The 15,258-nt window shown below is 62.9% G+C and carries 10 protein-coding genes and 1 pseudogene; 4 read left to right on the forward strand and 7 right to left on the reverse strand.

All coding sequences use genetic code 11. From position 1 onward, the window contains the following. Positions 1-484: 484 nt before the first annotated feature. Positions 485-1,072, forward strand: a complete 588-nt coding sequence (locus ASE02_RS23260) for an NADPH-dependent FMN reductase (protein WP_082601805.1) — start codon at positions 485-487, stop codon at positions 1,070-1,072. A 44-nt stretch (positions 1,073-1,116) separates the two neighbouring features. On the opposite strand, the gene ASE02_RS01460 is transcribed toward ASE02_RS23260, so the two are convergent. After that, a complete protein-coding gene (locus tag ASE02_RS01460; protein WP_056730437.1) occupies positions 1,117-2,250 on the reverse strand; it encodes a M20 family metallopeptidase in 1,134 nt (377 codons plus the stop codon). Then, a complete protein-coding gene (locus tag ASE02_RS01465) occupies positions 2,250-3,161 on the reverse strand; it encodes an alpha/beta hydrolase (RefSeq protein WP_162257123.1) in 912 nt (303 codons plus the stop codon). The genes ASE02_RS01460 and ASE02_RS01465 overlap by 1 nt, the downstream gene beginning before the upstream one ends. A 263-nt stretch (positions 3,162-3,424) precedes the next feature. On the opposite strand from ASE02_RS01465, the gene ASE02_RS01470 reads away from it, so the two are divergent. Beyond that, positions 3,425-3,760, forward strand: coding sequence for a heme-binding protein (locus tag ASE02_RS01470; protein WP_082601816.1), 336 nt, complete (start codon positions 3,425-3,427; stop codon positions 3,758-3,760). A gap of 162 nt (positions 3,761-3,922) precedes the next feature. On the opposite strand, the gene ASE02_RS01475 is transcribed toward ASE02_RS01470, so the two are convergent. Continuing rightward, positions 3,923-4,963, reverse strand: coding sequence for an alpha/beta hydrolase (locus ASE02_RS01475; RefSeq protein WP_082601806.1), 1,041 nt, complete (start codon positions 4,961-4,963; stop codon positions 3,923-3,925). Positions 4,964-5,031: 68 nt separating this feature from the next. Next, on the reverse strand, positions 5,032-5,442 hold the full coding sequence (locus ASE02_RS01480; RefSeq protein WP_082601807.1) for an ester cyclase: 411 nt from the start codon (positions 5,440-5,442) through the stop codon (positions 5,032-5,034). A 222-nt stretch (positions 5,443-5,664) separates the two neighbouring features. Here ASE02_RS01480 and ASE02_RS01485 point away from each other — a divergent pair, with 222 nt between their 5' ends. After that, positions 5,665-8,364 carry a LuxR C-terminal-related transcriptional regulator gene (locus ASE02_RS01485; RefSeq protein WP_056730446.1) on the forward strand — a complete coding sequence of 900 codons (2,700 nt, stop codon included), beginning with the start codon at positions 5,665-5,667 and terminating at the stop codon, positions 8,362-8,364. Positions 8,365-8,597: 233 nt separating this feature from the next. Then, the gene (locus tag ASE02_RS01490; protein ID WP_056730447.1) at positions 8,598-10,355 is read left to right on the forward strand and encodes an AMP-binding protein; all 1,758 of its coding nucleotides are present in this window, start codon (positions 8,598-8,600) and stop codon (positions 10,353-10,355) included. 307 nt (positions 10,356-10,662) lie between these two features. On the opposite strand, the gene ASE02_RS01495 is transcribed toward ASE02_RS01490, so the two are convergent. The 3 genes and pseudogenes from ASE02_RS01495 to ASE02_RS23265 form a co-directional block, all read right to left on the reverse strand. Beyond that, positions 10,663-12,972, reverse strand: a complete 2,310-nt coding sequence (locus ASE02_RS01495; protein ID WP_056730449.1) for a TonB-dependent receptor — start codon at positions 12,970-12,972, stop codon at positions 10,663-10,665. 589 nt (positions 12,973-13,561) lie between these two features. After that, complete coding sequence (locus ASE02_RS01500) at positions 13,562-14,734, reverse strand: IS4 family transposase (RefSeq protein WP_200957581.1); 1,173 nt, start codon at positions 14,732-14,734, stop codon at positions 13,562-13,564. Between the two features lie 64 nt (positions 14,735-14,798). Further along, positions 14,799-14,999, reverse strand: a pseudogene (locus tag ASE02_RS23265) (transposase); the annotation flags it as partial. Positions 15,000-15,258: the final 259 nt, after the last annotated feature.

Consider the following 15,258-nt stretch of genomic DNA (forward strand, 5'->3'; position numbering starts at 1 on the left):
CAGTTGATGTAGGCACCATCCGTCGCTTTCATTGGGTCCGCCGCCATTCAAAAGTATGGCGCGCGCCAGGAACCTGGCAGCCAATGGTACGGGGACTACAGGCTCCCGTGACGCTCCATTCCCCCGGTCGCCCTGCCCCGCAGCAGCCCCATGCCCCACTATCCGCCGCGCCACCACGCGCTCGCGCTTGAAGCCTGGCCTGTCTGGGCGAGTTGCACACCGGTGGCAGCGGGTGGCTGGAACTGCTAGCGTCGGGAGGCTCCCAGAAGCTTTTCGGCGTGGGGCGACCAGACGTTCGAGTGTGCCAGTGAAGCGTAAGGACGACCGCTGCGGCGACACGCAAGGCTGCGCGTTGAGGCTTCCGTAGTTCAGCGGCCCAAAATGGGCGGTCTCCACCGTCTGAAAACCGCCCCCTACTTTCGTGTGGGGCGGTTCACGGCTCGCCTTGATCAAAGTCCCGCGACCACGGTTTTGGAGATCGACGATGTCGACTGGGCAACAGATATCTGTTCGGATAGTCGCCGTCGCAGGTAGTTTGAGGCACGGCTCGACCAATGCCGCGCTGCTCGATCTAGCCGCGCGGCTCGCGCCCTCGTCTGTCAACGTTCAGATCTACGAGGGGTTGGCCGCCCTCCCTCACTTCAATCCCGACCTGGATCAAGATCCTCTGCCAGACGTGGTAGCGGTGTGGCGTCGCATCGTCAGCGATGCAGACGCCCTCCTAATTTCGTCCCCCGAATATGCATCCGGCATACCGGGCGGCTTGAAGAACGCACTTGATTGGCTTGTCGGCGATCCATTGTTTTCGGGTACGCCGGTCGCCCTATTCAACGCCTCTCCGCGCGCCACGGCGGCGCAGGAGTCCCTGAAACTCGTCCTAAATACGATGTCTGCTCACCTTGTTGCTGACGCGTGCATAACCCTGCCGATCGTTGGACCAGTGTCCGATCGCCCGATCCGGGCAGACGATTCTCCACTCGCCCTCCGGATCCTCAATGCGCTTCGGGCCCTGGAGACAGCCGGACTACAACGCCGTTCGACACAGGAACATCCGCCCAGGTCAGGGAAGTGATCGCCTGGCCCGCGCCTATGCCGGTCGAAACGTCGTTCCGTCGATCAATGCGGCCCGCACCAGGCTTCGATCATTGCCTCGTAGAGTTCGACAGCGGCGAGCAGGCGATCGACCCGACAGTACTCATCTGTCTGATGCGCCATGTCGGGCTCTCCCGGTCCGAGGATGATCGTAGGGCATCCTAGTTTTGGCGTCAGGACCGATGCGTCCGAAAAAAACGGGATGCCAAGAGGGGTGGGGTTGGCGTCGCGTCCGAGGACCTGATTGGAGACCGCGAAGGCCATGCGAACGAACGGGTCAGCCTCATCGGTGCGGACAGGCGGCATATCGACGAATCGCTCAAGAGAAACGTCGGCGCCAAGGGCTAGGTGCAGGCTCGCCTGCAGTTGATCGTGCACCATGGCCGGCGTGGTTCGGACATCGACAGTAAACTCTGCGGCGTCCGGCACAGAGTTATAGTTCATACCACCCTGGATCATGCCAACGTTGATGGTGGGCGACCCCAGAAGTGGGTCGGAATCGGCAACCAGGTGGTGGCGCTCAATGACGCTGACACCGTGCGCCGCACGATAAATCGCATTGGTCCCCTTGTGGGGCATGGAGGAGTGAGCCGTGACCCCCGCGGTATGAACCCTGACCGCCATGCACCCCTTGTGGCCCGTGGAAATACGATTGCCCGTCGGTTCCCCGACAATCATCGCGCTCGCCGGACCGAGATCGGGGGCTCCGGGCTCAAGCAACCGGAGCGCGCCGGCGCAGCCGGTCTCCTCGCCGCTCGTGAAAATTAGCGTGAGACCACGTCGCAGGCGCGGGCCTGACGAGGTATGTCGCAAAGCTGCGACCACCATCGCCGCGACACCAGACTTCATGTCCGAAGCACCGCGTCCGTAGAGTTTTCCGTTCTGGATCGGCCCCTCGAACGGGTCGACAGACCATGGGGCCACGCCAAGCGGCACCGTATCCACATGCCCCGTTAGCACCAGGGGAGCTGCATCCGCGTCTGCGCCTGGCCAGCGCGCGATAAGATTGGCCCGGTCGCTTTCGAAGTGCTGAACCTCCACAGCAAATCCGCCCGCCTCCAAAAGACCTGCGACGAAGAGCACGCAGCTTGCTTCACGCCCCGGCGGGTTTGTGGTGTTGTAGCCAATCAGGGCTCGGGTGAGCTCAACGGCGTCCATCACTCCGAAGCCTCAGAGAAGGCCGCGACCAAGGCTTCACCGGCGCGGTCGAGAGCCTCGCTCGCGGCGTCTATCACCGCTCCCATGCAGATGAAGCCGTGGATGGTGTCGTAGGATGTGAGTTGGACCGCAACGCCGGCCCGTCGCAGATCCTCCGCGTAGGCCATCACGTCGTCCCGCAAAATGTCCTGTTCCGCCACGATCACATAGGCGGGCGGCAGGTCTGAGAAATCCCGCCGGAAGGTGGGCGAGATCAAGGGATTGGTCACGTCGGCGTCGGGAGCGTAAATGCTGTAGAGCCAGTCAAGCTGCCCGGGTTCAAACCAGTAACCCTCGGCGAACGTCTGCATCGACTGACTTTGTCCTCGGGTGCCGACAGCCGGATACATCAGTAACTGCAGCGCGAGCTTCGGACCGCCTTGATCCTTCGCCAAATGGGCGACCACGGCTGCCAGCATGCCTCCGCCCGATTCGCCGGCGACGGCCATCCGTCCGGCGTCGCCGCCGAAGCGTTTGGCGTTGTCGCGGGCCCACAGCAATGCAGCGTAGCTGTCGTCGACGGCGGCGGGGAACGGGTGCTCGGGAGGCCGCCGATAGGCAACGCTCACCACCACAGCTTGGGAGGCCAAGCAGAGACGCCGACACATCGTGTCGTAGGAATTGTGGCTGCCCATCACGAGCCCGCCGCCGAGATAGAACAGGATTATGGGGAGTTCCCCCGGCGCCTCGGGCGGTCGGTAGATGCGTAGCCGCACCACCCCTCCATCGACGTCGAATTGCGCCTCTTGGACGTCGGCTTGAGCCCATGGAACGCCCAGGTCGGCGTAGAAGACGTCAAAGGCCTCGCGCATCTGGAGAGGTGTCATGTTGACAGGATCCAGAAACGGATCCGCGTACAGCTTTTCGAGCATGCTTCGGGTCTGTGCCTCGAGCTCGGACGCTCGTGTGCTCGCATCGAGTGCTAGGTCAGAATTCACGACGATCTTCCTCATGGCCTGCTGGCGATTGAGACAACGGTAGCGAAGGCGTCGCTATCTGCACCGCCCAAAAGTATGGCCTGCAAAAAGCCCGCTACGCGCCTCCCCGAGCAACCCACGGGCCCCTCCAAAAGGGTGGGGCGGCGTCGAACCAGCGTCGCCCATCTAGCCGGATCAAACAGGAGGATGTCGTGAGCATGATCGAAGCAACCGCTTTGGGTCTCTCGTTCGGGCTGGCCAGGCGCCTGGCGGCGAGCGTACTTGAACACGCTCGCGCCACGCAGCTGCCCCCGATGACTGTGGCCGTGTTGGATGCCGGGGGGCATCCGATCACCTTGGATCGGGAAGACGGCGCGTCCATCCTGCGGCCCCGCATGGCGATCGGCAAAGCCTATGCCGCGCTGGCGCTTGGGACGTCGTCGCGCGTCGTCGCGGAGATGGCGCTGGAGCGCCCCGTTTTTGTGTCAGCCCTGGCGGCCATGACGGAGAATTTCACCCCCTCGGCAGGGGGGGGTGCTGGTGTTGTTGGCTGACGGCGGCGGTGTCGCGGGCGCGCTCGGTGTTACCGGCGCTCGCCAGACGAAGACGAGGCCTGCGCCCACGCTGCACTGAACGAATGCAGGCGCCTGCGATAGGTGGGACGGTCAAGCTCGCGCCAGCGGGGAATATGCCACGCTGGCGCCGTAGAACACCGCTTAGGCGCCGAGCGCTTCCCGGAGCTTGGTCGCACACTCGTCGATTGCCTCACGCCCGGCGTCGATGACGCCGGCCATGCTGAGGAACGGGTGCACCGTCCCCGCATAGCGGTGAATTTCGGTCGTCACCCCCGCCGCACGCAGCCGAGCTCCGTACTCTTCGATGTCATCGCGCATGATCTCATACTCCGCCGACACGATGAAGGCGGGCGGAAGTCCGTGATAGTCCGTCTGCAGGATCGGCATCGCCCGCGCATTGAGGCGGGCGGCGCGATCGGGGACATACTGCTCGAAGGCTTCTTCAAGTTCCTTGGCCCCGAACAGATACCCTTCCGCGTATATCTTCATCGAACGGCTGTGGCCCGTCGTACCCACTGCGGGGTAGATCAGCAGCTGGAAGCGAATCGGAGGGCCACCTTCATCGCGGACAACCTGGGTCAGGGCTGCGGCCAAATTACCACCGGCGGAATCCCCGCCCACCGCCACCCTCAATGGATCTAGGTTCAACGATTGAGCGTTCGCGTGGACCCAGGCCAAGGCGTCGTAGGCATCCTCCAGGGGGGCAGGGAAGGTGTGCTCAGGCGTCAGTCGATAGTCGACTGAGACAATAACCACGCCCGACTTCGCCGACATACGCTGTGTCAGCGCGTCGTATTGCTCCAGGCTTCCCATGCTCATACCGCCGCCGTGGAAGTACACCATCGCCGGCCTTGCGCCCGACGGCGGTTGGCGCGGCCGATAGATCCACACGCGCAAAGGTCCCGCTCGACTGGGGATTTTCAGCTCCTGCACATCGACGAGATTTCTGTCCGGCAGGTTCTTCGGGCCGAAAAAGGCATCCTGCCCGCGCCTGCGCTCGGCCGGTGGCAAGGTCATCAAATCCACGTAGGGCACGCCGGCAACCTGATCCAGCACAGCTCGAGTTTGGGGATCTAGCTTCGCTTGGGCCGGACGTACCTGCACCTGCGCGCAGGTCGGATGAGCGCTGAACAGCGCGAGGGTTGCGCCAATCCATGCGCCGACGATGTGCTTGTGGACCATAGAGTGCTCCTGACTGGTCGGATGAGTGCCGGTACCTGCGCCCGCCCGGGCACTTGAGCCGGCAGGACCTAGAACATGCTGTTCTGGTTGGCGCGCTCGCGGGGGATGTCCTGGATCACATCCCAGTGCTCCACCATCTGGTCGCCTTCGAAGCGGAAAATCTCGACGATCGCTTTGCCGAGATCGTCGGGCAGGCCGTAGCTATAGTGACAATGGGCGACCACGAAATCACCCTCGGCGATCATCCGCTTCACCGACACGCCGTATGCGGGGAACTGACTGTCGAACTCGGCCACCAGCCGCATCAAACCGTCGAATCCATCGGGCACCGTGGCGCTGTGCTGGATATATTTTTGCGGATTGATGTATTTGGCCATCAATTCGCGCTTCTCCGCCACTGATCTGCCCGGCGTGAAGGCTACTTCGAGAAGCGCCAATGCAGACGCCTTACGGGTCGCAAGATCGGGGTGGCTGCTCATCTTAGTCTCCGTGTGCTCAAGCCGCCATTGTGCGAACTAGGCGAAACACAGGGACCACTAAAAAGTATGGCGGCCATCGCCGCGGGCCGAGGCCGCGCAAGCAAGTCATCGCGTTTGGCCCTACCCCGTTTCTGCGCCCGAATGCCCCCCATACTTTGGTATGGAGCCCTCGAGCGGGGAACGTCGCCAAGGTGTGGCATCTCCATCGAGGCGAGTTTCGGCATGCGCCCAACGGTCAGCGACGCCGCACCAGAGATTGACCCGCCGCACACCCGGCCGCACGTTGGCGCCAGGAAGGGCCTAGACGGCCGCGACGGCGATCCCAACATGCGTCACCAGGGCCATTCTGCCGATGCCCGCCCGCTTCTGGACCGCCCGCGCCTGCTTGCCTGGATTCCGGAGGCGACCGGAGCTTGGGCCACGGTCCTGAGTGCGCCGGCCGGCTACGGTAAGACAACCTGTGTTGCGGCGATGGCCGCTCGCATGGCCGCGGATGGACAAAGCCTCTTGTTCGCGGCCACCGATGATGAGCGGCGACCGGCGATTGAGCCGCTCGCCCTCGGGGTTTCGGCCACAACATCGGCCTATGCGCAGGTGGTGAGTCTCGACTTGGCTCTGGACATTGCGAGAGAGAGTACCGCGCCGCTCACCGTGATCGTCGACGATCTCGACCGCACGCCAGATGCTGGAGCATTCGTTCAGCACCTGGCCTCCTGCCGGGCCAAATCCGTGACTCTTCTGGCCACCGCGCGCGAACGCATGTCGGGAGGTTTCGCGCGCCTTCAGGTGAACGGAAATCTGCGGGAGCTAGGCGTCGCGCAATTGCGCTTCACAGACGAGGAAACAAGCGAGTTCTTCGCCGCGGCGCAGGTCGTGCTGGACCCGGTTGTCAGGGCGGACGTGCACCGAATTACCGAGGGCTGGCCCGCTGCACTGCAGATGTCCTGCCATCTCCTGAGCCAAAACCTGCGCACCCGCGCCGATTTGATCCAGCGGCTTGCACGCCCTTCGGGACCGTTGGGGCGCTACCTTAGTGAGGAAATGTTGGGGCGAGCCCCACCCGACACTCGTAGCTATGTGCTCGAAGCGGGCGCGCTTGGGCGCTTCACGGCGGAAATGCTCGAAGACGCCATCGGCTGCACGAACGGCGATCTGATGATTCGCCGGCTTGACGACGCAGGGTTCTTTCTCGCGTCCGACGACGCCGATGACCGCTGGAGAACGTTCCATCCTCTTGTCTCGGCATTTCTCGAGGCGACGCTACGACGCGAGGCCCCCACGCGGTCCCGGCTGCTGCACAACCGGGCGGCCGCCTGGCACGACGCGCGTGGTCAGCTAAGCGAAGCGATATCGCACGCCTTCGCGGCCCAAGACATCAGCGAAGCCACCCGGTTGCTCGACCGGGCCAGTGCCGCCCGTGAGCGAATCGGCCGGTGGCGAGCGTTCACCTCCTGGGCCTCCAGGCTCAACACGGAGACGCTCGACACCTATCCCAGCATCCGAATCGAAGCGGCCTGCGCACACGCCGTCTTGTTCGAGTTCGACGCCTCGCGCGCCCATCTCGATGCCGTGCGCGCTTCGAGTGGCGCCATCAGCTCGAAAACCAGTGACGAGTTACTGGCGACCGACGCAATCCTTGCTGCCTTCGCCGACGAGCCCGCGGCCGCGCTGGCAGCTTGCGAACGCGGCCTCAAGGAGGTGCAAGGGTCGGACGCCTACGTTCTGGGATGCTTACATCTTGCAGGTGGCGTGGGCTGGATCGGCCGTGGCGAGTTCGACAGGGCTCGAGCCGCGTTGTTAGAAGCCCGCGCTGTTTACGAGAACGGTCACAGTCGTTTTGGAGCGGCGATGGCTCTCGCCATGACAGGGCTTGTTGCGGCGGTGGAGGGGCAGATCGGCCGCGCCTTGGCCACGTGGAGCGAGGGTGAGGCGCTGGTGCGCCCGATGGACACCGCCCCAACCATTGAGTCGGTCGCGATCGGTTACATGCCGCTTGCGCTCTACGAACAAAACAAGCTGGAAGACGTCGATGCGTACATCGCCCGCTGTTTTTCCAGCACCGCCGAAGTGCTGATGCCCGACATGGTCGCGGCCCTGTACGTCGCCGCGGTTCGCACAGCGTTCGCACGCGGCCAACACGCCGCCGCTGAACGATATCTTGAGGAAGCGGAGGTCGCAGGGACACGCCGTCGATGGTCAAGGCTCGTCCAAGTGGCCGGTTGGGAGCGCGTAAATCTCGCGCTATGGCGAGAAGACTGGGCCGAGGCACGCCGCGCCCGCCGAGCGATCGAGGCCAAATCGCATGGGCTTCCCTCCGCTCCGCGGGCTCTCGACGTCGAGGGTGAAGGCCTTGGCGCCATGCGCTTCGAGGCCCACCTCAATCCGAGCCGGACGCTGCTCGCCGAGTTGCGTGGGGCCATCGCCAAGTCGCTGAACCAGAACCAGATCTGGCGGGCTTCGCGCCTGATGGTGCTCGATGGCGTGGCACGCGAAGGTCTTGGGGATCGTCCTGGCGCCTTGCGTGCGATGAGCCGAGCCATCTCGACCGGCGCGACGGGCGGCCTCGTCCGTACATTCGTCGACGAAGGCGCGAAGGCTACGGCCCTGGTTAGAACCCTCGCCGAACAGGAGGCGCGGACCCCGTCGCGGGTGCCTGTCGACTTCAACGATATCCTGGCTGCGGTCGGGGCCGAGCCTTATCGGATGGAACAGCGGCTTGGCCAAGTCGAGCGCTTGTCGCGACGGGAAGTCGATGTGCTGCAGATGGTGGCCGCCGGCTTGTCCAACCGGGAGTTGGCGGACCGCCTGTCTGTGACCGAGAACACGGTGAAGTGGCACCTCCAGCACGTTTTCGCCAAGCTGGGTGTTCAGAACCGCACACGCGCCATCATCGTTGGTCGAGAACACAGCCTAATCGAATAGTCCGCCCATACTTTCAGGCGGCGTTCCATGTGGCTCCCCCACCCCACCGTGCCGCGACGGCGTCCACAGGCTCGACGCCGCCGGTTGGTGAGAGAAGCAGGAATGCAAGTTCAAAGACTCAATTCGGGCGAGGAGTCGCGTAGCGGTTCCTGCAGAAAGTCATGCGCGTGGGGCGCTAGCAGGTGGGTTCGATCGTGGATCGGATCAGGTGATACGCTCTCAGGACATTTCGCATGAGCGAGGGCCACGACGCCGTCATTCGCGATCGCCTCAGCGCCACGTCCGATCTGTTGGAGATGGTGAGAGGAGTTGCGCGAACGCGCGCCAACCATCCGGCGGTCGTCTTCCTGGCCGACCCCGACGATCCCGATCCTCGCGTGTACACCTACGCGACTTTGCAACGCCAAGCCGAAGCTGTCGCTGAGGGCCTAAAGTCCGTAGAGCTGGGGAGAGATCAGGCCGTCGCGATCTTGTCGCCGACGACGCCAGAAGCCCTCGCCGTCCTAATCGGCGCGAGCTCTGTCGGTGTTGCGTTCCCGTTGAATCCCCTCCTCTCGCCACAGGCCATGGCCGCGCAGATGCGCCTCGCGTGCACGCGCGCCGTTTTCGTGGCGCAGGAGCACCCAGACCTTGACCATCACGGCCGCCTCAAGACCGCGCTAGCATCGACGCCAGACATTGACTTGGTTGTGCGGCTGCCATTGACCGAAACCCAGGACGTCGGACTCTGGGGGACAGACCGAGGCGCCTGGAGCCGGTGGCCTGCCCCAAGCCCGCGCGCAGACAACGGCAAGGGCGCCGCCGCGCTTTTCCACACTGGCGGCACAACTGGGCACCCCAAGCTGGCGGAACTATCCGCGAGGGGAATGGTCGCCGGGGCGATCATGTCCGCGGCCGCCCTGTCGATCACCTCCGACGATCGCCTATTGATCGGCCTCCCCCTCTTCCACGTCGGCGGTGCGATCACGAGCATCCTTTCGACGCTTAGCGCCGGAGGCACCGTCATCCTCTGCGGTCTCCTCGGGGCGAGAAGCCCGAAGCTAGTCGCCGGCGTATGGCGCGCACTCGCCCAGACCCGCGCGACAGCCCTCGTTCTGGTGCCAACCTCTCTGGGAAGCGTCGTCGAAACGCCAATCAACGCGGCCGACCTCAGCCATCTGCGCGGGGTGGTGACTGGCTCCTCGGCCCTGTCTCCTGTACTCGCGGCTCGCCTCGAAGCGAAGATCGGCAAACCCGTCTGCCAAGTGTATGGCATGACGGAGCTCTCTGGGATTTGCACCGCCCAACCCCTGGATGGGCAGTTCCGAACGCCGGCCGTCGGACGTCCCGCGCCGCTGCTCGAGCTCGCATTCGATCACGACGGCGCCGTAGGAGAGGTACTGCTTGGGGGCCCCAACCGCTTCTTAGGCTATCGAACTGTACAGGGGGAGACCGCCCCACCAAGCGACGATCCCATCCGGAGCGGCGACCTCGGGCGACTCGACGCAGACGGTCAATTGCACCTCCTTGGTCGGCGGAAAGATGTCATCATCAGAGGCGGGCACAACATCGATCCGATGATGATCGAGGACGCCGCCTACAGCTTTGGCGGGGTCGCGCAGGCCGCCGCAGTGGCCATGCCGGACACCTACGCTGGGGAAGTACCCATCTTGTACGTCAGCGTGAAAAACCCTTCGCAATTCGTGCTCGAAGACCTGGAGGATCATCTGCGCAACCAGATCGCCGAACCTCCGGCACGACCCAAACGCATCATGGTGCTCGACACTCTCCCTCTCACTCCCGTGGGGAAGGTCGCGCGGTTCGCGCTTCGGCAGGCAGCCGCCGAAATCGCCGCCTGGGAGGCGCTTGACAACCTTTCCGTGAGCAATGTTCTTTGCCGTGACACCGCGGCTAAAGAGATCACAGTCGAATGGCAGGTTGATGCCGATCGATCAGCGGTCGAAATCGCGGCGGAGATCCTATCGCACCTCGGTTTAAGACTGGCTCCGTAGAAGATTTCGCAGCTCGTCGACTCGAACGCGGTGCCCCGCCGCGATGGATGACACGTGACCATGGCGGACTGTTGAGACCGCCCTCCCGTTGAATCCTGTGTTCTGATGGTTGCGCGCCCAGAGGAACGACGCATTGAAGCGCCGCGTGCGCAACCGCGCTGCTACGGATCGACGCCGTAGGTATGAAGAAGAAACCGTCAGTTTGGGGCGCTTACCCTCATCTCGCCCCACCCAACGCCGACGAACAGCAGAAAGGCGCTGCACCGAGGGTGCAGCGCCCAGCCTGGAGAGGACTACTCCCAGGTACTCAGAAACGGTGACTAACGCTCACTCCGTAAGTCGCGGGACGTCCAGTATAGGCGATCACATTATCCTGCGCTTTTAGGATTTGGACCTGATAATACTGGTCGGTGACGTTGCGGCCCCAGAGCGTGACCTTCCACCTGGCCGCCTCGCTTTCAAGTCCAAGGCGAAGATCCACGAGTGCGTAGCTGTCGATCGCGAGCCGCGGATCATTCTCCAGTCCGCCCTTGGTCTTGCTCTGGTAGGTCACAGAGGCTCCGCCGAACCAGTCCACATCGGACCAAGACGACGCGTGCCGATACTCCACATCGCCGCTCGCCTGCAGCTTGGGCGCATACGGGAATTCGTTCCCCGTGAAGTTCACAGGCGGTCCCCCGAACTGGGAGTAGTTGGAGAAATCACCGTCGATCTCAGTCTTGAGATAGGAAACGCCCAGATTCGCTCGCAATCCCTCGACCGGCTTCCACACAATTTGGCCTTCAACGCCCTGAATGTGCGACTCCGGAATGTTCAATAGGGCCTCAAGTTGGCCGAAGATTGGATCGGTAACGCGTCCGCGGAGCTGCTTGTTGGTGTAGTCGTAGTAGAAGGCCGCACCGTTGATTTGCATCGCGATCGCCGGAAAAGTTGCTTTGAACCCAACTTCGTAGGCTAGCAATTCTTCCTGAGTCACAGGAAATAGCTGAGTATAGGATGAGGCCGACAAAGTCGGGAAATTTCCCGCCTTGTATCCTTTGCTGATATTTCCGTAGATCAGAAGGTCTTCCGTGGCTTTCCAGTTCAATCCAGCGCGCCAGGACAGATTGTCTTCGTCAAGTTTGTCCGTGAACATGCCGACGTTGAAGTTCGTGTCTACAAACGTCACGCAACCGCCGGGGACAGGCGAGACAGTATAGCTGTTCGACACCAAGCCCTGAAGGAATCCGAACAGGCGGGCGAGGTCGCCCTCTCCAGCATCCTTGCTGCAACCGGCATAGCTGTTGGAGGCGTTCGTATATCGCGCGCCGAGCTCCAGCTTGAGGGAATCTGAGAGCGAGTACTCCCCGCTCGCGAATAGCGCCCAAGTTTCAATACTGCTGTCGGCGAGATTGTAGAGCGCGGGGTAGTGAAAGGGCCCGACCACTGCACTTGTGGATTTGTCGAGCGCCACGAGCTGCAAATCGTGGATGTCGTCGCTCTGGTAGTTGGCTCCCACGAGCCAATGGAGACGCGCCGTGTCGCCCGTGAGCCGCAACTCCTGCACGAAGGAGCTGACCCGACCATAGGTGCCGAGGCTCAGAACCTCGACCGGCGTACCGTCCGCCTCGTTGAAGCTATCGCGGTCGAGTCGTTGGTAGGCGGTGATGGAGGTCAGTGCGACATCATCAGAAACGTCCCAGTCGATCCGTAGCGCGGCCTGACCAAAGGTGTTGTCGCGGCTGAAGTCTCGCCCTTCATCCCAGTCAGCCGCGCGGTTGTTCCTTGGCGCGACGGGCGCGTTCAAGAACTCGGGCGGCAAGGGATTGCCCGGCACGGCTATGGAAAGCCCTCGGTTCTGAGGGGCCTGGTTCTCCGAGCGGTCTCTCCAACCGTTGACATTCAACAACACGGTGAAGTCATCGGACGGTCGCCACTCAAGCAGGAGACGGCCCACCCACTCGTTCGCGCGGCCAAGTTCGTCATTGCGCGTCTGGCTCTGTTGCCACGGGCCCGACTGGGTGGTGCTGAGCGAGAGACGCCCGGCCAAGGTGTTCGTGATGGGGCCGCTGACATGGCCGCCAGCTTCAACGGTGTCGAACCGACCATAGGTCGCGTCGATGGCCGCTTCGAAGGTCTGGGTGGGACGCGCTGCGACATAGTTGATGGCGCCGCCGGTTGAATTTTGACCAAAAAGGGTTCCTTGCGGCCCCTTGAGGACTTCTACTCGCTGCAGATCGAGGATGGCGCCCCGCGTCATGGACGGATAGGGCAGCGGCACCTCGTCTACGTAGACGCTTACTGCTGGGTTCGCAGCGAGGCTCGATTCAATATAGCCAACACCGCGGAGCGAGTAGACGGGCTCGTTGAACTGCGTGCGGGTGAAGGTGAAGCCTGGCACAATCCGGACGAGGTCTTCAGCGCCCTTAACCCCACGGGCGGCGATTTCCTCCGTGCCGATCGCGCTGATCGACATGCCGACGTCGTTGATGTTTTGCTCGCGCTTCTGAGCCGTCACCACCAGCTCGTCTAGCGTGACATTGGCGGCCGATCCGGCAGTCGTCTGGGCCAGCGCGCCGCCGGCCGACATAAGCACCACGGCTGTGCTTGCGAGCGCCAGTTGGCGATATGTCCGCATGTTAGTCTCCTCCCATTGTGAGTGGGCTCGATCGGACTCGCCTTGAAAGGCTTGCCTCCGCGCCATCGTGATGGGGAGCCTGCGTGCGTCGCCACTGATCCACGCCGCCCAAAAGTATGGTTCGGCCGAGCACGGCCGTGTCAGTAACCGCGATTGCGGTTGCGAAACACCTCCAGCAGCCCCCTTCACGGGCCGGAGAACCCCCGCAGCAGTGACTGGACGCGTTGGCAGCCATACTTTCTGATGGCGTGATCGGCGCGTTTAGCGACCGATTTTTTGGTTGCTCGGCCGATTCTACGCGGCCACCCACCACCGATATCAGCCGTCGCGGCATGGGTGTTGGCAATCATCCGGCTGCGCACGTCTTGCGGCTAGGGCTCGTCCATGACCGCGATGTCGATCGACATCTCGTTAGACGCGGTGGGGAGATCGACCAGCAGCGCCCCGCCGGATCGCCATGGCGTCCGGCTCCAACTCGATGAAGCGCACCGGCCGGCGCTGGCGGCTCGGGCTAGCCGACCTCCCGCACATGTCTCGCCGCCCCCCAGTACCAATACCGCAGCCTATTTGTATCCCTGCGGTGAGGCTTTCAATTACCCACATTCTGCTTCCCCGCGATCTCGGCGCCGAGCTTGATGTCGGTAAGGCGGGTAAGGCCGCGCCAGACGACCGTGTTACCCGGCGGAGGATCCGCGGCTCTTGCGAGGTATCCGCCAAGTCGAGCGAGCTTTGTCAGATAGAAGATCAGGGTGCCGGGCTGTGTCTTGCGGTCGCCGACGTCGCTGACGAGGTGGTCGAGAAGTACGATCTCCGCGTCGGTCAGCGCCACGGTGGGCGGGGCTTCAGGCGAAGTTCGGGCGAGCATCGTCAACCATAACACCCGCCAGCTGATGATGCAGAAGACCGAGACCAAGTTTGCCAGACGATCGGCGGTGCGCAGTTTTGCATCTTCCGCTCGGCAGCCGGATTTCAAGATCTTATGGAAGACCTCGATCTTCCAGCGCATCGCGTACCATTGGATCTTCTCGACGGCCTCAGCGCAGCTTTCGACCGGAAGGTTGGTGAGCAACTTCCATTCGATGCGCTTTCGGCCCTTGGGGGCGTTCGGCTCGACAGCATGGATGACCGTGAGGTCCAACGACGGATAGCGCTTCTGCTTTCCGATCGGCGGCAAAACTCTGATCTGCTTGAACCGGATGTCCAAGGCGACTTCGACGACCTCGCCAGCGTCGTTGCGCACTTCGATGATGTGCTGGCCTGCGGCGTCGACCTCACTCATTTCGGCCGAAATCGTATGGCTCCCGTCGCCAGCCAGGCGGTCGACGCAGGTGCGGACCACGAAATGCGTGCCCAATTCCTTGGTGAGACAGTAGAGCTCGAAGATATCGCTCTCGCGGTCACCCACGTGAACGCATCGGTCAGGCCGACCCAGGCGTTCGATCGATTGGCGGAGATTTTCCAACCATCGAACGCTCTCCTTCTGTTCGATGGGAACGCGGGTCGGGTTGATCTTGCGCTTGAGCGCGGCGGTTCCTCTGAACTTGTCGCGGTTCCAGAACTTCACTGCCGCGAGCCCGAGGGGAAGCCCCTCGACGGTGACCGCCAGGCTGGAATGCATCAGGATTCCACAGACGGCGTGGTGACGCAGGCGCCCTTCCTTGTCGCGACCGCTGTTGACGCTGTTGGTGAACCCGATGGCGCGGGGATGGCGCCGTTGATAGGTGAACTCCGTCGTGCAGCAGAATAGGCCCGTCACAGGCATCGTACCTCGCGCGCGTCGCGGCGAAGTGACCACTCAGGATATCGCCCTCCTCAACTTTCGCGTTCGAGAAGAACCTGTAGGCCGCCTTCGTGTTCGCCCAATCCTGGCACGCGAAGGGAATGGACTCTCCCATTCCGTCGCCGAGTTGCTTCAAGATATCTGCGAACCGGCGACCAAGCCGGGCGTCCTTGAACGCCCCCTGGTCGACCTCTCGGTCGCTCCAATGCGCCGATCGATCGACCGCATCTCCGTCTCGAGCCGCCATCTCGCACCGCTTCAAACGAATCAGGTGCCCGATATAGAATCACAACCGATTCAATCGATTCAAGAATTTCCAGAGCTTTTGCCCAAAAGAGTCAGAGACTTATGGGTAATTGAAAGCCTCACCGCAGGGTTACGACGTTCCGAGCCGCGAGGCGCCGGATATTGCGGGTTCAGACGGGGCTCGCGGGTGGATCTGCGTAAGCATGCGGTGAGCACCGCGGTCTGACGCGCTCGTGACCGGCTGTAGGGGCGAGTTACCG

The sequence above is a fragment of the Phenylobacterium sp. Root700 genome (genome assembly GCF_001429025.1).
Taxonomy (GTDB): domain Bacteria; phylum Pseudomonadota; class Alphaproteobacteria; order Caulobacterales; family Caulobacteraceae; genus Phenylobacterium.

Excerpts from the sequence above, each read along its gene's own strand:
- ASE02_RS23260 (WP_082601805.1), top strand. The coding sequence starts at position 485 with ATGTCGACTGGGCAACAGATATCTGTTCGGATAGTCGCCGTCGCAGGT.
- ASE02_RS01460 (WP_056730437.1), bottom strand. The coding sequence starts at position 2,250 with ATGGACGCCGTTGAGCTCACCCGAGCCCTGATTGGCTACAACACCACA.
- ASE02_RS01465 (WP_162257123.1), bottom strand. The coding sequence starts at position 3,161 with ATGCTCGAAAAGCTGTACGCGGATCCGTTTCTGGATCCTGTCAACATG.
- ASE02_RS01470 (WP_082601816.1), top strand. The coding sequence starts at position 3,425 with ATGATCGAAGCAACCGCTTTGGGTCTCTCGTTCGGGCTGGCCAGGCGC.
- ASE02_RS01475 (WP_082601806.1), bottom strand. The coding sequence starts at position 4,963 with ATGGTCCACAAGCACATCGTCGGCGCATGGATTGGCGCAACCCTCGCG.
- ASE02_RS01480 (WP_082601807.1), bottom strand. The coding sequence starts at position 5,442 with ATGAGCAGCCACCCCGATCTTGCGACCCGTAAGGCGTCTGCATTGGCG.
- ASE02_RS01485 (WP_056730446.1), top strand. The coding sequence starts at position 5,665 with ATGCGCCCAACGGTCAGCGACGCCGCACCAGAGATTGACCCGCCGCAC.
- ASE02_RS01490 (WP_056730447.1), top strand. The coding sequence starts at position 8,598 with ATGAGCGAGGGCCACGACGCCGTCATTCGCGATCGCCTCAGCGCCACG.
- ASE02_RS01495 (WP_056730449.1), bottom strand. The coding sequence starts at position 12,972 with ATGCGGACATATCGCCAACTGGCGCTCGCAAGCACAGCCGTGGTGCTT.
- ASE02_RS01500 (WP_200957581.1), bottom strand. The coding sequence starts at position 14,734 with ATGCCTGTGACGGGCCTATTCTGCTGCACGACGGAGTTCACCTATCAA.